The sequence below is a fragment of the Bowmanella denitrificans genome (assembly GCF_039522935.1).
Taxonomy (GTDB): Bacteria; Pseudomonadota; Gammaproteobacteria; order Enterobacterales; family Alteromonadaceae; genus Bowmanella; species Bowmanella denitrificans.
Genome location: NZ_BAAAEI010000002.1, coordinates 107769 through 128539, shown reverse-complemented (window position 1 = coordinate 128539; position 20771 = coordinate 107769). Strand labels below are relative to the sequence as shown.

The following is a 20771-nucleotide window of genomic DNA, read 5'->3' as shown; positions in this document are numbered from 1 at the left end:
GATGGTGCAGTGGCAACCCAGAGTACGCCGTCTGGAGCGTAAACCCAAAGCATCAAAGAAAATCCATGCAGCTCCTCCTTTAGTGCTTTGTGGCGGGTTTGTGATGTTGATAGTGCTTGGTATGCTGCTATTAAAACTGCCGTTTGCCAGCACACAATCTATCGGCTGGATGCAAAGCCTGTTTACTGCCACCTCTGCAGTAACGGTTACTGGCCTGGTAGTGGTGGATACAGGATCGGCCTTTACCTTGTTTGGTCAATTAGTAATTGCCATATTGATACAACTGGGCGGTCTGGGACTAATGACCTTTGCCGTTGTTACGCTATTGGCCCTTGGCGGAAAAATTGGCTTCTTACAGCAAACCATTGCCAAAGAAGCATTTAATCAGACCGACACATCCACCTTAGTCAGCACTGCAAAATCGGTGTTGTGGTTTTCGTTGATAGTAGAAAGTATCGGCATGCTGATTCTGACCCTGTATTGGTCAGCCGAGCTTGGCTGGAAAACCAGTTTACTACATGGATTTTTCTATACCATATCGGCCTTCAACAATGCTGGCTTTGCCTTGAGTCCTGACAGCCTGATGCCCTATGTGGCAGATCCTGTCATCAACCTGACGATTACCGCCTTATTTATTACTGGTGGTCTGGGATTTTCTGTGTGGATGGAACTGTGGCGCAAGCGCTGCTGGAATAAACTTAGCCTCTACAGCCGCTTAATGTTGACAGGGACCTTGCTCATCAATGTCATTGCTTTGCTGGCCATTTACTGGATTGAATACGACAACCCTGCCACTCTCGGCGCGTTGAGTAGCTGCGGGAAATGGCTGGCGGCCTGGTTCCAGGCTGTAACACCCAGGACGGCGGGCTTTAATACTCTGGCTATTCACCAACTGGAAGACGCCACCACAGCACTGACATTGCTGTTAATGTTTATTGGCGGTGGATCGTTAAGCACCGCTAGTGGTATCAAGGTCGTAACCTTTATGGTGCTGGTGCTGGCAACCTACAGTTTCCTGCGGCGTGACGGTGCTGTCACAGCGTTTGGCCGCACCATTCCCACCGGTACAGTGCAAAAGGCATTGGCGTTAACCGTTATATCGGTGGGTGTCACCTGGATTTCCATATTCTTACTATTGATCACCGAACAGGCGGCCTTTATCGATGTGGTATTCGAGGCGGTTTCAGCCTTGGGTACTGTGGGGTTATCCCGGGGACTCACTGCCAGTCTTTCACCCGCAGGTGAGCTGATTATCATCATTCTGATGTTTATGGGACGACTAGGGCCGTTAACCCTGGCCTATTTCCTTGCCAGTCCAAGAAGCAGAACCATAGCATATCCTGAGTCCAGGCTGGCCGTAGGTTAATCAGAGCAGCAATAAGATAAGGGTTAGACTTGGCAATATTGTGCCTGCATAATACCTGCATCGAATTAATTGAGGTGGTATGGCATGAAATGGATAAGCTTGGTGCTTGTTACCCTGCTTGGCATGCTGCAATACCGCCTGTGGTTTGGTAAGCACAGCATTCCTGATTATTGGCAGATGAAAGAGGAAGCTCAGCAGATGGCGATGCAAAATGCCAAGCTGGTGCAGCGTAACAATCTGTTGAAAGCCGATATTCAGGACCTGAAACTGGGGCTTGAAGCCATTGAGGAGCGGGCCCGCAATGAGTTGGGCTTAATCAAGGAAGGCGAAACTTTTTACCGCATCCTCCCCTCCAAAGCACCAAACCAATAAGCCATGATCATCAGAGAATGACGCCACCATCAGCCCAACACTTTACTGCTGTCGTTCCGGCTGCCGGTGTCGGTAAGCGTATGCGCGCCGATATCCCCAAACAGTATCTCCCCTTGTTGGGTAAGACCATGTTGGAACAAACGCTCGAGAACCTGATAGCCCACCCACAGATCAGTCGGGTGGTGCTGGCGCTGCACCCTGAAGATCCCTATTTTGCCGACCTCCCCATTGCCAGCCAACCCTGGCTGACCAAGGTGAATGGCGGAGAAGAACGCGCCGATTCGGTACTGGCCGGTCTTGCCGCCATCCAGGATGAAGAGTGGGTGTTGGTGCATGATGCGGCGCGCCCCTGCCTGCCTCATCAGGACCTGGATAAACTACTGGCCCTGGCTGGCGGCGCTGTTGGCGGCATTCTGGCCTGTCCGGTACGAGACACAATGAAGCTGGCCGATGAGCATAACCGGGTAAACACAAGTCTGGACCGAAGCCGCATGTGGCATGCCCTGACACCGCAGTTTTTTCCTCTGGCTTTGTTAAAAGACAGTTTGCAGCAAGCCCTGAATGCCAACGTTGCGATCACCGATGAAGCCTCTGCGATTGAGTGGATTGGCGGCACAGTACAACTGGTGGAAGGCAATGCCTGTAATATCAAGGTCACACAGCCAGTAGATCTTATGTTGGCGGAGTTTTATCTGAATAAATTATTGCATAACGGCAGGAGCAGCATATGAAGATGCGTATAGGACATGGCTTTGATGTGCACAAGTTCGGTGGCATAGGTCCCATTGTTATCGGTGGGGTAAAAATTGACTATGTACAAGGGCTGTTGGCGCACTCTGATGGTGATGTGGCACTGCATGCTATCTGTGACGCTTTACTTGGCGCGCTGGGGCTGGGGGATATTGGCCGACACTTTCCCGACAATGACCAACAATATGCCGGTGCAGACAGCCGTCATCTGCTGCGTCATGTGTTTGCCCTGGTCAGAGACAAGGGCTATCGCCTCGGTAATCTGGATGTCACCATAGTGGCGGAGTCACCCAAAATGTCGCCTCATGTCGATGCCATGTGTAAAAACATTGCCGAGGATCTGGATGCCACCCAGGAGCAAATCAACGTTAAGGCCACCACCACTGAAAAACTCGGCTTCACCGGGCGCAAAGAAGGCATTGGCTGCCATGCCGTGGTGTTGCTGGAAAAGGAATAAACTTTGAATCTTGATACCGTCCACTGGCAGTACCTGCAGGGTCAACCCTCAGGTACAGGTTTACTCAAAGCCTTTGCCGAAGATTTTATCGTGCGTGAACAGCTAGGCTATGAGCCTTGCGGTGAAGGTGAGCATATTTATTTGTGGGTACGAAAAAATGGCCTGAACACGGCCAATGTGGCCGAACAACTGGCCAGATTTGCCGGTGTCCATCCCCGCAACGTCAGTTTTTCCGGCCGTAAAGATAAATATGCTATCACCGAGCAGTGGATTGGCGTGCATTTGCCAGGTAAAACAGACCCAGACTGGAACGCATTTACCTTACCAGGGGTAGACATTCTAAAAGCCGTTCGACACAACCGTAAACTGCGTACTGGTACACATAAAGCCAATGCTTTTGAGCTGGTACTGCGAGAGATCAGCCAAGTGGATGAGGTCAATTCACGTTTGTCAAAGCTTGGTGCGGGTGTACCCAATTATTTTGGTGAGCAACGCTTTGGCAACCGTAACGGCAACTTACATCTGGGTGCAAGAATGCTTGCCGGTGAAACGATTCGCGACAGGCAAAAACGTTCCATGGCCATCTCGGCACTTCGAGCCTGGTTATTCAATGAAATCGTCAGTTGCAGGATACGCGATAAGTATTTTAACCAGCCTATGGATGGCGATATCATGCTGCTGGCAGGTAGTAACAGTTTTTTCTGTGCCGAGCAATGGGATGAGACGTTGCAACAACGCCTGAACAGCCAGGATATATTGCTCAGTGCGCCCATGTGGGGAGAAGGTGCGCTGGCCAGCAAAGGGGCAGCCCTGGCTTACGAAAGTGCCCAGGTACAACAACATGCTGAGCTTTGTGCAGGTCTGGCGGCTTTGGGGTTAAAACAGGAAAGACGCGCTTTGGTTGAATATCCACAGAACTTAGTTTGGCATTGGCAGGAAGATTGTCTTCACCTAAGTTTCAGTCTACCAGCCGGGGGATTTGCCACGGCAGTGACCCGCGAGCTATTCAACCCAAAGCCCGCCATAGCACAAACAGGGGGTAAGTAATGCGAATTTTGCTCAGCAATGATGACGGTGTGCATGCCGATGGCCTGGCCAGTCTGTACCAGGAACTGGCCGCACAACACGATGTCACTGTGATCGCCCCGGATCGAAACTGCAGCGGTGCCAGCAATGCTTTATCATTGCAGCAACCGTTGCGAATCCAGAAAATGAACAACGGCTTCTACGCAGTCAATGGTACGCCATCTGACTGTGTACACCTGGGTATCAACAGTTTTATGCAGGATGATCCACAGTTGGTCGTATCAGGTATCAATCATGGCGCCAACCTTGGTGACGACGTTATATACTCCGGCACGGTGGCGGCCGCTACGGAAGGGCGTTATATGGGGTTGCCAGCCATTGCCGTGTCATTATGCAATTATCAGGGTGGCCATTTCGCCACAGCGGCACGTATTGTTGGCGATATTATTCGCCACCTTGGTGCACACCCTTTAGCAGCAGATCAAATACTCAACATCAATGTACCAGACTTGCCTTATGATCAGCTTAAAGGCATTCAGGTGACGCGTCAGGGGCGCCGACATCGTGCAGAATCAATGCTGAAAAGTCAGGACCCCTGGGGACGGGAAATATACTGGTATGGTAAAGTAGGCCAGGAACAGGATGCAGGCCCAGGTACGGATTTTCATGCCATTGCCAAGGGTTACTGTTCCGTTACCCCTTTAAGTGTGGATATGACCGCCTACCAAAGCCTGGAAGAAATGCAGAGCTGGATTGAAAAACTATAAAGAACCCAGATGAGTCAAACACCTAGAGCTACCTCCAGAAAAGGGGAAACCCTTGCCCAGTTGCTAAGCAAAGAAGGCATTCGCAATCCTCAGGTATTGCATGCCATCGCTGCTACGCCCAGGGAAGCCTTTTTACCCGATGCCCTTAAACATCAGGCGTATCAGAATACTGCCCTGCCCATCGGCCAGGGACAAACCATATCACAGCCTTATATCGTAGCGCGCATGACCGAATTGCTGTTGGATGCGCCGAACCGGGCTCAGAACATATTGGAAATTGGTACCGGCTCAGGTTACCAGACAGCCGTGCTGGCACAGCTGTTTGCCAAGGTTTATAGCGTGGAGCGTATCAAGGCCTTACAGTACCAGGCCAAACGCCGTATGCAGGCTCTGGATTTACACAATATATCCATGAAACATGGTGATGGCTGGCAGGGCTGGGCCAGCAAAGGCCCCTTTGACGCCATCATCGTCACCGCAGCCGCCAGTCATATGCCTGAAATGCTATTGCAACAACTTAACGATGGTGGGCGCCTGATTATCCCGGTTGGCAATGCCAGCCAGCAATTGTACGCCGTCACCAGAACAGGGAATGAGTTTGAACAAAAGACAGTGGAAGCCGTGCGGTTTGTGCCGCTGGTGCCGGGAGCCATAATGTGAAAATTTTTCAGTATCTTTACGACAAAGCCATGGTTTGGTCCAGGCACAAGCATGCCCCAGCGTATTTGGGTGGCATGACCTTCGCCGAGTCCATTTTTTTCCCAGTACCGCCTGATGTGATGCTGGCCCCTATGGCTCTGGCCAGCCCAGATAAAGCCTGGCGTTATGCTTTCTTAACCTCAGTGGCATCGGTATTAGGTGGTATCGCCGGGTATTGCCTGGGTTTACTGGCCTTTGAGTCACTGCTACACCCGATGATTGTGGAAATGGGTTATCAGCATAAGATGGATAAGGCCGTGGCCTGGTTTGAACAATACGGTGTCTGGGTGGTCTTTATCGCTGGCTTCTCACCTATTCCGTACAAAGTATTCACTGTAAGTGCTGGCTTTTTGCAAATGGCATTTCTACCCTTTGTGGTCGCCTCTACCGTGGGTCGCGCCATGCGTTTTTATCTGGTAGCTGGATTAATGCGCTGGGGAGGTAAGAAAATGGAAGACAAGTTGCGCGACTATGTAGAAACCCTCGGCTGGGCCACCGTGGTACTGGCTATTGTGGCTTACCTGTTGTTGAGGTAGCAGACATTGATTGGCTGGCGAGGATGCTGCATGCCACTGCTTTTTGCAGCCGCCCTGTTGGGAGGCTGCAGCACCCGCCATGTCCCCGCCCCGGTTGTAGAACTCAGCGAAGCTAAATCCTTTAAACAATTCAGGGACCTGGGAAAGCAAGCTCAATACAAAGTGGAAAAAGGCGATACCTTGTTTTCCATCGCCTGGTATTCCGGCAATGATTACAAAGATCTTGCCCGAATTAACAAGCTCTCAGCGCCTTATGCCATCTACCCTGGACAGGTATTAATGTTACAGGAAAGTAACAAAAAGCAGACAAAACCTGTTACAAATTCATCTGGTCGGACCTCAAAAATAAAAGCAAATCAGCCAGTTGACCCCCCGAAAAAGCAGGCGTATGGTGAATCTAAGACTGCTCAAAAGTCCAGCGTCAGAACCGATAAACAAAATACAACGGCTGTCGCAACGGATTTTCCATCTCAGGTCGCAGAGTGGATGTGGCCAGCAAATGGGAGGGTGATAGGGCAGTTTTCGCTTTCGGAACAGGGAAATAAAGGGATTGATATTGCTAACTCGCCTGGTACGCCGATTTTAGCGTCGGCAGTTGGCAAGGTTGTCTATACGGGCAACGCGCTGAGAGGATTCGGTAACCTGATTATCATCAAGCATACTGACGCCTATCTTTCCGCCTATGCTCATAACCGCAAAATACTGGTTAAGGAACAGGATTGGGTGCGGCCCGGACAACAAATCGCCGAGATGGGTAGCAGTGGAACCTCACAGACTATGTTGCACTTTGAGATTCGTTACAAAGGCAAGTCGGTGGATCCGTTGCGGTTTTTACCCAAACAACCATAACAATAAATAATAACAACATAGAGAGAGGACGAAAGAGGGAAATTATCTAAACCACACAACCTTGCTGGAGATGCTGTTATGGGTCAAAAGAAAACTGCCATCACCGATGCTGAGCTGAATGATGAATTTGATGACGTTGTCGAATCAGAGCTTGAAGATGTAGATGACGAAGTCGACCCCATGGAGGAAATTCTAGCCAATCAGGAAGATATGCATCGCAATCTGGATGCCACCCAACTCTACCTGGGAGAAATTGGATTTTCTCCGCTCCTGTCTGCCGAAGAAGAAGTCTACTTTGCCCGTCGCGCCCTTAAGGGTTGCGAAGCCTCACGTAAACGCATGATTGTCAGTAACCTGCGCCTGGTAGTGAAAATTGCCCGCCGTTACAACAATCGTGGCCTGGCCTTGCTGGATCTGATTGAGGAAGGCAATCTGGGTCTGATTCGCGCAGTGGAAAAATTCGATCCTGAAAGGGGATTCCGTTTCTCAACCTATGCCACCTGGTGGATTCGCCAGACCATAGAACGCGCCATTATGAACCAAACCAGGACCATTCGTTTGCCCATCCATGTGGTGAAAGAGCTGAATGTATACCTGCGCGCGGCTCGTGAACTGGCGCAAAAACTGGACCATGAACCCACCGCGGAGGAGATCGCCAAAGCCCTGGACAAACCGGTGGAAGATGTCACCAAGATGCTGCGTTTAAACGAACGCATCAGTTCGGTCGACACTCCTATCGGTAGTGATAATGACAAAGCCTTGCTGGACATCATCGCTGATGAAAAAGGACATGGGCCGGAAGATGAACTTCAGGACAAAGATATGCGTTCAAGCATAGTGCACTGGCTGAATGAACTAAACGCCAAGCAGCGTGAAGTACTGGCCAGACGCTTTGGTCTGATGGGCTACGAGCCTTCCACTTTGGAGGATGTCGGCGCGGAGATTGGTCTAACCCGTGAAAGGGTCAGGCAAATTCAGGTTGAGGCCCTGCGCCGCCTGCGCGATATGCTAGGTCACCAGGGGTTAAACCTGGAATCATTATTTAGTCGCGAAGCTTAATATGCGTAATGAATAAGGGCTGCCCATGGGCAGCCCTTTTTACTTAGGCTATAGCGCCATTATGCCAGCGCCGCTAATGCGCTCTGGTAATCAGGTTCATCAGCAATTTCCGCCACCTGCTGGGTGTATACAACCTTACCTTTCTCATCAATAACCACCACCGCACGAGATAGCAAGCCAGCCAGGGGACCGGTTTTAATCGTCACACCATACGCCTGACCAAAGTCACTACGGAAGCAGGAAACGCCAACCACCTTATCTATCCCTTCCGCACCACAGAATCGGGCCAGCGCAAAGGGCAAATCGGCAGATACGCACAACACCTGAGTATTATCCAGTGCAGCCGCTTGCTGGTTAAATTGACGCACAGACATGGCACAGGTGGGCGTATCCACGGAAGGAAAAATATTTAAAACCAGGCGACTGCCTGCATAGTCCGCCAAATGCACTTCAGAAAGATCGGTTTTCACCAGACTGAAATCAGCGGCCTGACTTGCCAATGCAGGAAGATCTCCTACCGTTTCTACTGGATTGCCTTTTAACGTGATAGTCGCCATTTATATCTCCTTAAGTTAATGCCCATTGCACCGCATTGTGGGCATGAATTACTGTGGTATCGAGTAGAGGTACCTCGGTATCATTCTGACTGACCAACAAACCAATCTCGGTACAGCCCAATATCACCGCCTGTGCGCCCTGTTTAGTCAGTTGCTGAATAATGCGCAGGTATTCCTGCCGGGAGCTGTCCACAATTTGCCCCTGACAAAGTTCCTGATAGATTACCTGATGGATGGTCTGACGGTCATCCTCATCAGGTGTAATGACCTCCAGGCCACGTCGCACCAAGCGTTGACGATAAAAAGCCTGTTCCATAGTAAAAGCGGTACCCAGCAAGCCAACACGGTCTATTCCCCGGCCTTTTAACTCGGTCGCTGTAGCATCGGCAATATGCAGTAAGGGTATATCCAGTGCGGCTTCAACCGCATCCGCCACCTTATGCATAGTATTTGTACAAATCAGCAGACAATCGGCACCACCTCGCTGCACTCGCAACGCGGCTGCAACTAATAATTCAGCCGCTCCTTCCCAGTCACCTTGACGCTGAAAGCTCTCAACAGAGGCGAAATCGAGACTGTTTAGGATAATACTGGCCGAGTGCAAGCCTCCTAATCGTTGCCTGACGTTTTGATTAATAAGCCGATAATAGCTTTGTGTGCTTTCCCAGCTCATCCCTCCCAGCAAGCCTATGGTTTTGATAATTCCTCCGCTATCAACAAGATATTGGTCAGGCCTTTATCTTTGCGCAATGTCAGCGACAGATAATAAGGGTCAGGCTGAAACATCTGGTAATCAAGGGTTTTGCGATCTGGTAAAAAGTCATGTTGTTTGACAGGGCTACCCAATAAAGCAGCCAGCTCAGTTTCCTCCATGCCAGGTGTCAGAGCTAATTCCAGGCGGGACAAAATTTCTTTGATTTTCAGTGCCGGTAACTCCTGCAGATCCAGATTTACCAATACAGTGTCATGGGGATTACCCCGTGGACGCAAAAACTCTGTTGCGCCAAAGGCCTCTCCGGTCCATTCGCGGCCCATAAAGCGCCAGCTGTCAAACTCCTCCACCGTTTCCGGCGCCAAATAATCAGCCAGACGTAATGTGAAAAATTGTTTATGGGCTAACACTGCTGACTCCGCTTCCTCATCCTGACTTCCTGACATGCCCATCCGTTGTATGGCATTTCCAAACGTACAGCTGGGTAATAATGACATGTGTACCAGAGCTTACACGTGAAGAAAACATACTTTATACAAAAACATAGCTGTCAAAGTGGGTAACAACAACTATGCCATGCAGGTTTGACTGAATGACTGTCAGCTTCCAACTGTCACATTTTTTTACACAGATTGTGTCTTTGCTTATCTTTTATCATCAATAAAAATCATAACCAATTGTTTTTTATTAATTTTAAGCCATCAGGAATAATTTATGCTTAAAACGGCGCGCCTGACAAAGGTCAACGTCAGGTTGTTTTAACATTACCAAGGAGTAGTAAATGAAGTTTAGGAGTAAGTTAACCGCAACTTATCTTTTTTTAAGCCTAATCGGGCTGTCAGGGCAGGTTTCTGCCTCTTTAATGACAGGCTGGACTGGTCAGGGTAATTTCGGCAGCTCTGCCGCAGACGGCGATGTTACCACTTCCCCTTTTGGCAGCACCGAGTTTGGTTATGTCAGTACTCAGAATGGCACCATTGGTCTTGGATTGGACGGTGTCGGTGGAAGCGGTAGTGCCGAAAATGGTTCGGTGGCCTTGTCCCCTCTGTTTAGCGCAGAGTCAGGCGATTCCCTGGAGTTTTTCTTCAATTATGTCACCTCTGATGGAGCTGGCTTTGCCGACTATGCATGGGCACGATTGCTCGATAGCGCAATGAACCAGGTGGCTCTATTGTTCACCGCCCGGACAACACCTGGAGGCGATACCGTACCAGGTTTTAATATGCCGACCCCAGAAGCCACTTTAACCCCTGCCAGCACGCCAATTATTGCAGGGGCGCCGGACTGGAGTCAGCTAGGAAGCGACTCAGGCACTTGTTATGACGATGGTTGCGGTTATACCGGCTGGATAAAAGCAAGCTATGCCATTGCTAATACCGGCAACTATTATTTGCAGATGGGCGTGGTTAACTGGAATGATAATGATTTCCAAAGCGGCATGGCCTTTGACGGTGCGACAGTGGGTGGCAGCGTTATCGGCACGCCAGTGCCTGTACCAGCCCCTTTAACGCTGATGGGCTTAGGTTTGCTGGCGTTGGGCGCGGTTAGAAAACATCGATAACCGACCATTAATAACGCTCCGCTAAAGAGCGAATAAGGGGCTGTTGATCTTTTCAATCCAGACCTGAAAGATAAACAGCCCCTAGCCGGCTTTATCGACAAAGTAGCTGATGCGTGCCCGGGGATTAAGATACTCGAAAATAGGTGGTGGCAGTTGCGAGGGTTTAATGACTTTAAGAATACTCAGGTCATGCTCTTTTAAACTGATCATCGGCGCTTCAGTGCTGGGTACTGAGGCGTCATACATCAGCAAGGAAGGATTAAGCAGATCACTGGTATTCACTGAAATGACCATGCCAACCCTATTGTCAGACAGCATCACCACAGTGCCGGGCGGATAAACACCAAGTAATTTAACCAACATTTTGGTTTCTTTATCCGGCAACTTGGCTTTCATATTTTTGAACAGAAACGACAGCGCCTGATAGGGAATCTTAGCCTTGGACGGATCTCTGGGATGACAAAGGTTGTCGTATTCATTTACCAGCATCAGTATCTGAGCAAGTGGATCAATGGCTTTTCCTGACAGCCCGCGAGGATAACCACTGCCATCGATATGTTCATGGTGTTGCAATATTACCGGCAATATATCACCAGGAAAGGCGTCAGAATGGTTCAATAAATCCACCCCGTACTGACAGTGCATTTTCAGCAGATTCTCTTCCGGCTTGCTCAGCGCATCGGTTTTTCTTAACACCTGACTGGGGATCTTGAGCTTGCCTACATCATGGAACAAAGCCGCCAGTCCAAGCTTTTGACCTTGCTCCCGGCTAAGTTGCCCCTGTCTGGCCAGCATCATAGCCAGCACTGCCACATTGAGGGAGTGATAATACAGATTATCCCCTTGTTTATCCGGGTTCATCAGATGCAGGGCAACATTTTCTTCACCCAGAATGATATCGGCCATGTCGCTGATGAGTTGCTGTGCTTCTTCTACTGCCTGCAAGGGCCTGCTACCCACCTTAGTCATCAGATTACGTACCTGCACTAAACTGCGCTGAAAGTTCTTCTCTGTTTTCTGCAAACTGCGACGAAACTGTTTCAACTGTTCTATGCGTTGGTGCTTATCCTGCTCCATTTGTTCGCGCAACTGCTGTGTATCCTCATCCAATACTGGCTCAGGGGCTAACTGCACCTCTTCCTGTGGTTGTACGTCACTTTTGTCTGCATCAATCAGGATATAAGGTAACTTTAAGGCACGAATGACCCTAATCTGCTCATGGCTGCTCAATTTAAAGCTATTGAAAAGAAAGGGATGCTTCATCCATCCGGAGGGCAACTTCACATACATGCCCAATCGCAGGCTGTCCGGGTGAATTTTCAGTTTGGCCATGCTTACTGTCTCTTATCACTTCTGGCAATCCAGCAGACTAAGCAGCTGTTTGTCTAACCAGCTTAGCGCCAGAGCACAATAATGACATTGATATTTCTCAATTTCTCTTCAGATTCTTGACTTTAAGCCACTGTTCTTCCATCTGCTCCAGGCTGGCTTGTTCAAGAGGGATATGTTGCTCAGCCAAACGCTGTTCCACTTGGCGAAAACGTTGCTCAAACTTGTGATTGGCTTTTCTTAACAGGGTTTCCGGGTCTTTGTTCAGCTTACGGACTAAATTCACAGTGGCGAACAACAGGTCGCCTAACTCCTCTTCCAGCGCTTGCTGATTGACGTGCGGGCGGTTTAATTCTTCCTGCACTTCAAGGATTTCTTCCTGAATTTTGGCAAACACGCCATCGGTGTCCGGCCAGTCAAAACCCACATTGGCACAACGCTTCTGTATTTTTGCCGCGCGGGTTAAGGCCGGTAATGCCTGCGGAATATTGTCCAGCAGCATCGCCTTACCACCAGCCTTATCGGCGCGCTCCTTGGCCTTTTCGGCTTCCCAGTTGGCTTTTACCTCTGTCTCATCAAACTCTGCTTGGGCAAACACATGAGGGTGGCGACGAATCAACTTCTCTGCCATTTGCCCGGCAATATCTTCGAAATCAAACAGCGCCTGCTCTTTACCCAGACGGGCATAAAACACCACCTGGAACAGCAAATCGCCGAGTTCCTCCCGAATGTCTGCAGGTTCACCATGTTCGATGGCATCGGCCACTTCATAGGCTTCTTCGATAGTAAAGGGCACAATACTGGCAAAACTTTGCTTCAGATCCCAGGGGCAGCCATCATCCGGGTCGCGCAGTTTGTCCATTACCCACAGGAGCTTATCGAGGTTGGGATAATTCTGATCATGTATGATTGTCAAAACCCGTTCCTTATCATTCTAACGTCAGCCCCCACAGTAGGTCGGAATTGATTCCGACATAAAAGCTCTGACGACGGCTAACCAACAGCTCAAAGTTCAGAGCGACGCACCTCAGCCACACCATTAACCAACTTAAGCTTGGCAATGATTTTAGCCAGGCTGTTTAAGTCTTTCACTTCCAACTTCAGATTGATTCTGGCGGTGTGTTCTTTGGCGTTACTCAGGCTGTTCACCCCCAATAAACCAATTTTCTCGTTGGCCAGAATCGTGGTGATATCGCGCAAAATACCGTCGCGATCGGCACAGAGGATTTCCACATTGGATTCAAACGCACCGCTGCGCTCACCAGCCCAGTTCACTTCAATACTGCGTTCGGGATGTTCCTGCATCAAATGGGCGAGTTGTTCACAATCCTCCCGATGCACGCTGACACCGCGGCCCTGAGTAATAAAGCCCTGAATCGGATCCCCCGGTAACGGCTGGCAGCATCCTGCCAGTTGCGTCATCAGATTGCCTACCCCTTCCACTACCACCGCATCTTTACCCTGAGCCGGATGTGGCTTTTTCTTCAGGCGCAGATCCAGCGGCGCGGGCGGTGCATGACGTTGCTGCAGAAAATTAACCACCTGGTACAACCGCACATCACCACCGCCGATGGCCACATACAAGTCGTCCAGATGGGCAAAATTAAACTTCTCGCATGCCAGAGCCGCTTCTTTGACAGGTAAATTGATGCGCTGCAGTTCTTTCTCCAGCGTTTCTTTACCGGCTTGCAGGTTTTTATCCCGGTCTAGTTTTTTGAACCAGGTATGGATTTTGGCCCGCGCCCTTGACGAGTGCACATAGCCCAGATGTGGATTCATCCAGTCGCGGCTGGGATTGGACTGTTTACCGGTGAGAATTTCTACCTGATCACCGGTTTGCAACTGATAGGTAAAGGGCACAATGCGCCCAAACACTTTGGCACCAATACAGCGGTGGCCGACATTGGAGTGAATATAGTAAGCAAAATCCAGTGGCGTTGAACCCAGTGGCAGGTCGACCACATCGCCCTTGGGAGTGAAGACATAGACCCTGTCGTCAAATACCTGGCTGCGCAGCTCTTCCACCAGATCGCCGGACTCGGCCATCTCTTCCTGCCACTGCAGTATCTTGCGCAACCAGTTGATTTTTTCTTCGTAACCACTGCGTCCACCCGGCGCACCTTCCTTATACTTCCAGTGGGCGGCAACCCCCAGTTCTGCGTCCTGATGCATTTGCTGGGTACGGATCTGGATCTCTACCGCCTTACCCTGTGGCCCGACCACCACAGTATGAATAGACTGATAGCCGTTAGGCTTAGGCGTGGCAATATAATCATCGAACTCGCGAGGAATATGCTTCCAGTTGGCGTGCACAATCCCCAGCGCGCCGTAGCAATCCTGCAAACGCTCGGCAATAATACGCACCGCACGGATGTCATACAGTTGTTCAAAACCCAGGTGTTTTTTCTGCATCTTTTTCCAGATGCTGTAGATATGCTTCGGCCTGCCATACACTTCGGCGCGAATTTGCTGTTCAACCAACTGTTGTTGCAAATTACTGACAAAATCGCTGATATATTGCTCGCGATCTTCACGCTTCTCATCCAGTAATCCCGCTATCTGCTTGTAGGTTTCCGGGTGCAGATAACGAAACGACAGATCTTCCAGTTCCCATTTCAGCTGACCAATGCCTAAACGGTTAGCCAAAGGCGCATAAATGCTGGCGCACTCCCGCGCCACCAGTACCCGGGTTTCTTCGTCTGCGTTTTTAACGTCGCGCAGGGTACATATACGTTCGGCCAGTTTGATCACGACCGCCCGCACATCTTCCACCATCGCCAGTAACATACGACGTAAATTGTCTATCTGTGCTTCGTCGGTACGGGCCTGCTTATTATTGTGTAAGGTGCGAATGGCTTCCATGCGTCTCACCCCCTGCACTAACCCCAGCATGTCGTTACCCAGCCGCTCAGCAATGAGTTCTTCCTGCCACTGCTGCTGTTCAATCAACGGCAACATTAAGGCCGCTTGTAGGGTATCGTCATCCATGTGCAGTTCATGCAGGATTTCCACCATTTCCCGTCCCATCAGCGGACAGTCAAAGCGTTCCTGAAGCGCTGCTAGTCTGGCGGCGGTGTCTGCCGGCAGATGCAATGAAGCCAGCCACTGGGAGAAGGCCAGAGTTTGCTTATGTACCTTACGTATGGAAACCATAATGTCAGTTGTCAGTTGTCAGTTGTCAGTTGTCAGTTGTCAGTTGTCAGTTGTCAGTTGTCAGTTGTCAGTTGTCATTTCATCCTGTCGGGGTCGGGAGTTCAAGCTTTATCAGGTCGAACACTATCAAACGCCTTATGCTTTGCCCGTTGCCCCGGAAGGTTTTAGTAGCGCCATCAACTCGGTATGAGCGGTATTGGGAAACATATCCATCAGATTGATCTTATCTATGCGCCAGCCTTTTTCGGCCAGTATGGCGATGTCGCGGGCAAAGGTTGCCGGATTGCAGGACACATAACAAATCGCCCCGGGCTTTAGTTTGTGTAGCACAGGCATAAGCTCAAGGGCGCCAGCTCTGGCCGGATCAAGCAGCACCTTATCCACCTTGACCGGTAAACTAAGTAATGCCTGACTGTCACTGAGATCCATACAGCGAAAATCCACCGCCAGCCCGTTATTCTGCGCATTGTCCCTGGCACGCGTTACCATGGCCTGAACACCTTCAATGCCGACGACCTTGGTGCCAGCTTTGGCCAGCGGCAGGCTGAAGTTACCCACACCACAAAACAAATCCAATATCTGTTCACCTGGCGCGACATCGAGCCATTCCAAAGCCTGTGCCACCATTGCCTGGTTGATGGCACTATTGACCTGAATAAAGTCATTGGGGCCGATTGTCAGGTTCAGTCCAGTGGCAGGCTGATAACTGGCATTCAGCCTTTCACCTGAAAGGTATTCAAAGCGTTCCGGTGCCGTTTCCAATAGCAGGGAAACTTTGCACTTCTCTGCCAGACTTCGCAATTGCGCCAGATCGGTTGCCGGTAAATCCCGGGTAACTCGCAAACATACCTGAAGCTGATTGTCGGCATCCAGCAAACTAATATGTCCGATGGCTCTAACGCCCTTTAACGCCTTCACAGCTTGTAGCAGCGGCGTGAGCACTGACTGCAATGCCGGAGTTAGAATAGCGCATTGCCGGATGTTCACTACCTTGTCGCTACCTTTAGCACGAAAACCGACACTTGGCCCGCCTTTGCCTTGTGCATCGACAGCCAGTCTGGCCTTTCTTCTGTAGTGACGATCGTCCCCTTGTAAAGGGGGTTGCCAGGGCAGTGCAGATACCCCTGACTGGCGACTTAGCAACTGCGCCACCGCCTGTTGCTTGTGTGCAAGCAGATCAGTCTGACCAATATGCTGATTCTGACAGCCACCACATTGGTTTATATGCGGGCAAAATGCCTCGATCCGCTCGGGACTGGATTGCAATACTTTCACCGCCTGCCCCTGCCAGTGGCGGGATTTTTTTTGGATGATGCGCGTTTCTACCTGTTCACCGGGTAATGCGCCTTCCACAAAAACCACCGGCTGATGGCTGCGACATACCCCCATACCAGCATGATCCAGCTCATCAATAGTCAGAAGCTGATTGGCTAGACTGACCGGTCCAGGCTTGCGGCCTTTGGCCGCTTTGTAAATCTGTACCATGCTTGTTCAGCTCTCCAATATTACCGTGGCGACAGCATAGTGCTGTTCATCGGCAATACTAAGGTGGGTTGAGATGACTCCCCGGCTCACACATAACTCCTGCAAATAGCCACTGATATGCAGATAAGGTGCACCACTGGCATGATGGCGCACTTCCATCTGGCGGAAACTAACGCCATTGCCAATGCCAGTGCCAATGGCTTTAACCATGGCTTCTTTGGCAGCAAAACGCTTGGCCAGAAAACGGGCCGGGAAATTATGCTGATCAAATTCCAGTAATTCCTCGTCGCTCAGCACCCTTTGGGCCAAACGACGGGACTTTTCCAGCGGCTCCTGAAAACGGGCAATTTCCACTATGTCAGTGCCAAGACCAATTATCGCCATATCGTTACGTCACCATAGAGACACACAATGCACAGAGTATTCAGAGAAGGTATATTCCCGGCACTATCGCCCGACCAGTCTGTAGTTGCCTGCAATTCAACTGGCCTAAGCGGCGAATCCATCTTTATTGTGGTCACCTCTGTGTTCTCCGGGTCTCTGTGGAAATTATCATTACAGTCTGGCTTCCAGCATCAGGCGCTTCATGTCTGCCACCGCTTTAGGTAAGCCGTCAAACACCGCGCGGCCGACAATGGCATGACCAATATTCAGCTCGAACATCTCAGGAATGGCAGCGATGGGCTTGACATTGTGGTATGTCAAACCGTGGCCGGCATTGACCTTTAAACCCAGGCTGTGAGCGTAGCGCGCGCCCTCTGCGATCTTGGCCAGTTCTTGTTGCTGTTCATGTTCGTTGCGCGCCTCGGCATAAGCGCCTGTGTGCAATTCTATATAGGGGGCACCTGACTGTTTCGCCGCATCAATTTGCGCTTTATCAGCGTCAATAAACAAAGATACCAGTATGCCTTCGGCTGCCAGACGGCCGCAGGCCAGTCGGATCTTTTCCAGATTACCTGCCACGTCCAGGCCACCTTCAGTGGTCAATTCTTCACGTTTTTCCGGCACCAGACAGCAAAATTCGGGGCGGATACGCGATGCGATCAACAACATTTCCTCGGTAACCGCCATTTCCAGGTTCATGCGGGTTTGCAAAGTCTGACGCAAAATTTCCACATCACGGTCAATAATGTGACGTCTGTCTTCACGCAGATGAATAGTAATGCCGTCCGCTCCGGCTCTTTCTGCTATTTCGGCTGCATGCACAGGATCGGGATAAGCCGTTCCCCGGGCATTTCTTAAGGTAGCCACATGGTCAATATTGACCCCCAGCAAAATGTCTTTCATTGCATCTACACTCCACTAATTGCTCTGGAAAAGCTCTCTACTTTTTAAAGGCTTATTCCCGAGTAAGGGCCTAAGCATCATACGGTTAATTAATTTGGCGCTACGTAGCGCATGGGGCTGCCAATCCCCCCCGGCAATCTGCAGCAACCACTCACCGAGAAAATCCGAGGCACTGGCTTTTTGTACCGGGCTAAGCACAAAGCCTTGCTCAATATCAAGGCAGTAAAATTTGTCTCCGCGCAGGGCCTGCTCTGACTCAGCATCATGATAGAAATCAATCTGATAACCTAACTCGGCCAACAGTAGCAGTTCATATTCCCTTAACAACGGCTCAAAAGCCTGACCGGCTTGCAGCTTCAGCAGAGATTGTACATAAGCATCAAACAGGTTTTCCGCCGACAATTCCAAGGGTAGCAAACGTTGTAACAGTTCATTGAGATACAAAGCGCAAAACAGCGCGGTACCCTGTAACGGGATGGCCCGACCGGTGCTTTCTACCTGTTTAAGGTTCTTAAGCTCATGACGCCCCACCAGGCTAATTTGCAAGGGCACAAAAGGTTGCAACAGACTGCGGTTGGCGCTTTTACTGTTACGTACCCCTTTGGCCACCAGGCTGATGCGACCAGACTCACGGCTGAATATATCCACCAGAAAGCTGGTTTCCCGGTAAGGGCGACGGTGCAGCACAAAGGCTTCGAAACTGCTGTGATTCAAGGGGGATACCCGATTGTCAGAATCCGTGCATAATAGCAGTAGTCAGGGGTAAAAGTCGTTCAGCTCTGGCGAATCCGCACGATTTTCATATATTCAAATTCCAGTCCGGCCACCACTTCGGTATCCGGATAGTAAGTAATATTGATGCGCGCCCCCTGCAAACTGCGATAACGCTTTTTGCGACGGAATTTAAACGGCACATCCTGCCCCTCCAGCATCAGGGTGTTGACCAACCATTCATCTTCTTCCCGCTGCACATGAGAGCGGACTTTCATATCCTGGGAATGGACTAAATCAGGATGGCGTTGCAACATTTGCTGCACGGCTTTGTTGGCTTTGCTCATAATGCTGCTAATGCCTCTACCATAAGCTGCAGGGAGACTTTGCCGCGGAAATGATTAATATCCAGCCGATAGGCAAGCTGCACCTGCTTGATTTGCCGGTTTGGCCATACCGCCAAATCAACATTAAACGCAATGGCGTCCAACAGCGGCCCGGAGCCTTGCTTTACCATCATTTTCAGATGTTTATCACCTACCAGTCGCTGGTCCAGCAGTTCAAATTCACCGTCAAATAATGGCTCTTCAAAGCCCTGGCCCCAGGGACCAGATTCTTTCAACAACTGCGCGAAGTCCAGATTCAGTTCACTGCCGTCCAATTGACCATCTGACCACAGTTCTCCCTGCAGGGATTTTCCTTGCAACCATTCGTCCGCCACCTGCTGAAATACCTGTTCAAAAGCCGGTAACTTTTCGGCTTTAAGCGACAGGCCAGCCGCCATGGCATGACCGCCAAACTTTTCAATAATGCCCGGATAGCGGCTGTTGATCTCTTCCAGTAAATCACGAATATGCAGGCCAGGGATAGAACGAGCCGAGCCTTTTAGCACCTCGTCATCCTGATGGGCAAAGGCGATGGTGGGGCGGAAATAGCGGTCTTTGATCCGCCCGGCAAGTATACCTATTACTCCCTGGTGCCAATCAGCCTGATATAACACCAATCCGGACGGCAGTTGCTGCTCGTTAAAGCTTAGCAACTCGAGGGTTTTTAGGGCTTCGGCCTGCATACTGCTTTCGATTTCCCGGCGCTCGCGGTTAAGGCTATCCAGCTCCACCGCCATACGTCTGGCCTTGCCTTCTTCCTCTGCTAACAGGCATTCAATGCCCATCGCCATATCATCCAGTCTGCCGGCGGCATTTAATCTGGGGCCCAGTACAAACCCCAGATCAGATGCAGCAATTTGTCCGCATTCCCGTCCGGCCACTTCCACCATAGCGCGAATACCAGGTCGACAGCGGCCGCTGCGAATTCGCTGCAGCCCCTGATGCACTAAGATACGGTTGTTTTGGTCCAAACGGACCACATCGGCCACAGTGCCAAGGGCCACCAAATCCAGCAAGTCGGCCAGATTAGGCACAGGTATTGCAGCTTGCGTAAACCAGCCAGTGTTTTGCAAATGACGACACAAAGCCAGCATCAGATAAAATGCCACCCCCACCCCGGCCAGGTTTTTCGACGGAAAATCGCATCTGGTCAGATTGGGATTCACTATGGCATCTGCCGGGGGCAACTCACTGCCCGGCAGATGGTGGTCGGTGATCAGCAATTGCATGCCCAGCTCGCGGGCGCGTCTGGCCCCCGCCAGGCAGGCAATACCATTGTCCACCGTAATCAGCAATTCAGCCCCTTGCTGATGGGCCATATCAACAATCTGCGGACTCAGGCCATAACCAAAATCGAAACGATTCGGCACCAGGTAATCAACCTGCGTCGCCCCCATTTGTTTAAGGGCCAGCATACACAGGGCGGTACTGGTAGCCCCATCGGCATCAAAATCGCCGATAATGACCAGCTTTCTGGCTTGCTGCAGAGCACTGGCCAGCACAGACACAGCCTGCTCAATGCCGTTTAGCTGTTGGTAATGCAGCAAAGCTTTGGTGCTGTGCTGTAATTGCGCCATCTGGCGGATACCCCGGCCGGCATAGATTTGTTTTAAACGCGGATGCAGTGGAGCCTCTTGCTCCAGCCAGGATTCGGCTTGTCGGTAACGAATATTCAGCATAGGACATTTTAAAGGGCGCTTGCGCGCCCT

At 50.6% G+C, this 20771-nt stretch carries 23 protein-coding genes; 11 read left to right on the top strand and 12 right to left on the bottom strand.

The genetic code is table 11. The features are described from left to right. Position 1: 1 nt before the first annotated feature. From ABD028_RS01820 to rpoS, 10 genes are all read left to right on the top strand, one after another. A complete protein-coding gene (locus tag ABD028_RS01820; RefSeq protein ID WP_343841046.1) occupies positions 2-1366 on the top strand; it encodes a TrkH family potassium uptake protein in 1365 nt (454 codons plus the stop codon). Between the two features lie 84 nt (positions 1367-1450). Further along, complete coding sequence (gene ftsB, locus ABD028_RS01815) at positions 1451-1738, top strand: cell division protein FtsB (RefSeq protein WP_343841043.1); 288 nt, start codon at positions 1451-1453, stop codon at positions 1736-1738. 17 nt (positions 1739-1755) lie between these two features. Then, positions 1756-2469, top strand: a complete 714-nt coding sequence (ispD, locus tag ABD028_RS01810) for a 2-C-methyl-D-erythritol 4-phosphate cytidylyltransferase (RefSeq protein ID WP_343841041.1) — start codon at positions 1756-1758, stop codon at positions 2467-2469. A 2-nt stretch (positions 2470-2471) separates the two neighbouring features. Next, positions 2472-2945 carry a 2-C-methyl-D-erythritol 2,4-cyclodiphosphate synthase gene (gene ispF / locus ABD028_RS01805; RefSeq protein ID WP_102798112.1) on the top strand — a complete coding sequence of 158 codons (474 nt, stop codon included), beginning with the start codon at positions 2472-2474 and terminating at the stop codon, positions 2943-2945. Between the two features lie 3 nt (positions 2946-2948). Continuing rightward, on the top strand, positions 2949-3992 hold the full coding sequence (truD, locus tag ABD028_RS01800; protein WP_343841039.1) for a tRNA pseudouridine(13) synthase TruD: 1044 nt from the start codon (positions 2949-2951) through the stop codon (positions 3990-3992). After that, positions 3992-4738: a 5'/3'-nucleotidase SurE gene (gene surE / locus ABD028_RS01795; RefSeq protein ID WP_102798051.1), complete on the top strand. Its 747-nt coding sequence runs from the start codon at positions 3992-3994 to the stop codon at positions 4736-4738. The genes truD and surE overlap by 1 nt, the downstream gene beginning before the upstream one ends. A 9-nt stretch (positions 4739-4747) precedes the next feature. Next, on the top strand, positions 4748-5398 hold the full coding sequence (locus ABD028_RS01790; protein WP_343841032.1) for a protein-L-isoaspartate(D-aspartate) O-methyltransferase: 651 nt from the start codon (positions 4748-4750) through the stop codon (positions 5396-5398). Beyond that, positions 5395-5973, top strand: a complete 579-nt coding sequence (locus tag ABD028_RS01785) for a YqaA family protein (RefSeq protein ID WP_102798049.1) — start codon at positions 5395-5397, stop codon at positions 5971-5973. Before ABD028_RS01790 ends, ABD028_RS01785 begins: the two co-directional genes overlap by 4 nt. A gap of 30 nt (positions 5974-6003) precedes the next feature. After that, entirely contained in the window at positions 6004-6822 is an 819-nt protein-coding gene (locus ABD028_RS01780) for a peptidoglycan DD-metalloendopeptidase family protein (protein ID WP_343841028.1), read from the top strand. A gap of 78 nt (positions 6823-6900) precedes the next feature. After that, positions 6901-7881: an RNA polymerase sigma factor RpoS gene (gene rpoS, locus ABD028_RS01775; RefSeq protein WP_102798047.1), complete on the top strand. Its 981-nt coding sequence runs from the start codon at positions 6901-6903 to the stop codon at positions 7879-7881. Positions 7882-7940: 59 nt separating this feature from the next. Here the strand turns inward: rpoS and tpx are convergent, their stop codons facing one another. Genes tpx through ABD028_RS01760 form a run of 3 tightly spaced genes read right to left on the bottom strand, consistent with a single transcriptional unit; the run spans position 7941 to position 9596 of the window. After that, positions 7941-8438: a thiol peroxidase gene (tpx, locus tag ABD028_RS01770; RefSeq protein WP_343841024.1), complete on the bottom strand. Its 498-nt coding sequence runs from the start codon at positions 8436-8438 to the stop codon at positions 7941-7943. A gap of 10 nt (positions 8439-8448) precedes the next feature. After that, positions 8449-9138, bottom strand: coding sequence for an aspartate/glutamate racemase family protein (locus ABD028_RS01765; RefSeq protein ID WP_343841239.1), 690 nt, complete (start codon positions 9136-9138; stop codon positions 8449-8451). After that, positions 9126-9596, bottom strand: coding sequence for a hypothetical protein (locus ABD028_RS01760; RefSeq protein ID WP_343841021.1), 471 nt, complete (start codon positions 9594-9596; stop codon positions 9126-9128). The genes ABD028_RS01765 and ABD028_RS01760 overlap by 13 nt, the downstream gene beginning before the upstream one ends. A gap of 335 nt (positions 9597-9931) precedes the next feature. Between ABD028_RS01760 and ABD028_RS01755 the strand changes: the two genes are divergently transcribed. Then, positions 9932-10711 (top strand): NF038132 family protein, encoded by a 780-nt coding sequence (locus ABD028_RS01755; RefSeq protein ID WP_343841019.1) that lies wholly within the window; start codon positions 9932-9934, stop codon positions 10709-10711. Between the two features lie 81 nt (positions 10712-10792). Here the strand turns inward: ABD028_RS01755 and ABD028_RS01750 are convergent, their stop codons facing one another. The 9 genes from ABD028_RS01750 to recJ form a co-directional block, all read right to left on the bottom strand. Continuing rightward, positions 10793-12043: an HD-GYP domain-containing protein gene (locus ABD028_RS01750; RefSeq protein ID WP_343841018.1), complete on the bottom strand. Its 1251-nt coding sequence runs from the start codon at positions 12041-12043 to the stop codon at positions 10793-10795. Between the two features lie 97 nt (positions 12044-12140). Then, positions 12141-12956, bottom strand: a complete 816-nt coding sequence (gene mazG, locus ABD028_RS01745) for a nucleoside triphosphate pyrophosphohydrolase (protein ID WP_343841015.1) — start codon at positions 12954-12956, stop codon at positions 12141-12143. An 89-nt stretch (positions 12957-13045) separates the two neighbouring features. After that, positions 13046-15193 carry a GTP diphosphokinase gene (gene relA, locus ABD028_RS01740; protein ID WP_343841013.1) on the bottom strand — a complete coding sequence of 716 codons (2148 nt, stop codon included), beginning with the start codon at positions 15191-15193 and terminating at the stop codon, positions 13046-13048. A gap of 135 nt (positions 15194-15328) precedes the next feature. Next, entirely contained in the window at positions 15329-16678 is a 1350-nt protein-coding gene (rlmD, locus tag ABD028_RS01735; protein ID WP_343841010.1) for a 23S rRNA (uracil(1939)-C(5))-methyltransferase RlmD, read from the bottom strand. Between the two features lie 6 nt (positions 16679-16684). Then, on the bottom strand, positions 16685-17062 hold the full coding sequence (acpS, locus tag ABD028_RS01730; RefSeq protein WP_343841007.1) for a holo-ACP synthase: 378 nt from the start codon (positions 17060-17062) through the stop codon (positions 16685-16687). 171 nt (positions 17063-17233) lie between these two features. After that, positions 17234-17965: a pyridoxine 5'-phosphate synthase gene (gene pdxJ / locus ABD028_RS01725; RefSeq protein ID WP_343841004.1), complete on the bottom strand. Its 732-nt coding sequence runs from the start codon at positions 17963-17965 to the stop codon at positions 17234-17236. Positions 17966-17980: 15 nt separating this feature from the next. Continuing rightward, positions 17981-18679, bottom strand: coding sequence for a DNA repair protein RecO (gene recO, locus ABD028_RS01720; RefSeq protein ID WP_343841001.1), 699 nt, complete (start codon positions 18677-18679; stop codon positions 17981-17983). Between the two features lie 59 nt (positions 18680-18738). Beyond that, positions 18739-19023: a hypothetical protein gene (locus ABD028_RS01715; protein WP_102798036.1), complete on the bottom strand. Its 285-nt coding sequence runs from the start codon at positions 19021-19023 to the stop codon at positions 18739-18741. Further along, a complete protein-coding gene (gene recJ, locus ABD028_RS01710; RefSeq protein WP_343840998.1) occupies positions 19020-20741 on the bottom strand; it encodes a single-stranded-DNA-specific exonuclease RecJ in 1722 nt (573 codons plus the stop codon). The genes ABD028_RS01715 and recJ overlap by 4 nt, the downstream gene beginning before the upstream one ends. Positions 20742-20771: the final 30 nt, after the last annotated feature.

Bases quoted from the DNA above. Each gene is read 5' to 3' on its own strand.
- ABD028_RS01820 (WP_343841046.1), top strand. From the start codon at position 2: ATGGTGCAGTGGCAACCCAGAGTACGCCGTCTGGAGCGTAAACCCAAA.
- ftsB (WP_343841043.1), top strand. From the start codon at position 1,451: ATGAAATGGATAAGCTTGGTGCTTGTTACCCTGCTTGGCATGCTGCAA.
- ispD (WP_343841041.1), top strand. From the start codon at position 1,756: ATGACGCCACCATCAGCCCAACACTTTACTGCTGTCGTTCCGGCTGCC.
- ispF (WP_102798112.1), top strand. From the start codon at position 2,472: ATGCGTATAGGACATGGCTTTGATGTGCACAAGTTCGGTGGCATAGGT.
- surE (WP_102798051.1), top strand. From the start codon at position 3,992: ATGCGAATTTTGCTCAGCAATGATGACGGTGTGCATGCCGATGGCCTG.
- ABD028_RS01790 (WP_343841032.1), top strand. From the start codon at position 4,748: ATGAGTCAAACACCTAGAGCTACCTCCAGAAAAGGGGAAACCCTTGCC.
- ABD028_RS01780 (WP_343841028.1), top strand. From the start codon at position 6,004: ATGCCACTGCTTTTTGCAGCCGCCCTGTTGGGAGGCTGCAGCACCCGC.
- rpoS (WP_102798047.1), top strand. From the start codon at position 6,901: ATGGGTCAAAAGAAAACTGCCATCACCGATGCTGAGCTGAATGATGAA.
- tpx (WP_343841024.1), bottom strand. From the start codon at position 8,438: ATGGCGACTATCACGTTAAAAGGCAATCCAGTAGAAACGGTAGGAGAT.
- ABD028_RS01760 (WP_343841021.1), bottom strand. From the start codon at position 9,596: ATGTCAGGAAGTCAGGATGAGGAAGCGGAGTCAGCAGTGTTAGCCCAT.
- ABD028_RS01755 (WP_343841019.1), top strand. From the start codon at position 9,932: ATGAAGTTTAGGAGTAAGTTAACCGCAACTTATCTTTTTTTAAGCCTA.
- ABD028_RS01750 (WP_343841018.1), bottom strand. From the start codon at position 12,043: ATGGCCAAACTGAAAATTCACCCGGACAGCCTGCGATTGGGCATGTAT.
- relA (WP_343841013.1), bottom strand. From the start codon at position 15,193: ATGGTTTCCATACGTAAGGTACATAAGCAAACTCTGGCCTTCTCCCAG.
- rlmD (WP_343841010.1), bottom strand. From the start codon at position 16,678: ATGGTACAGATTTACAAAGCGGCCAAAGGCCGCAAGCCTGGACCGGTC.
- acpS (WP_343841007.1), bottom strand. From the start codon at position 17,062: ATGGCGATAATTGGTCTTGGCACTGACATAGTGGAAATTGCCCGTTTT.
- pdxJ (WP_343841004.1), bottom strand. From the start codon at position 17,965: ATGAAAGACATTTTGCTGGGGGTCAATATTGACCATGTGGCTACCTTA.
- ABD028_RS01715 (WP_102798036.1), bottom strand. From the start codon at position 19,023: ATGAGCAAAGCCAACAAAGCCGTGCAGCAAATGTTGCAACGCCATCCT.
- recJ (WP_343840998.1), bottom strand. From the start codon at position 20,741: ATGCTGAATATTCGTTACCGACAAGCCGAATCCTGGCTGGAGCAAGAG.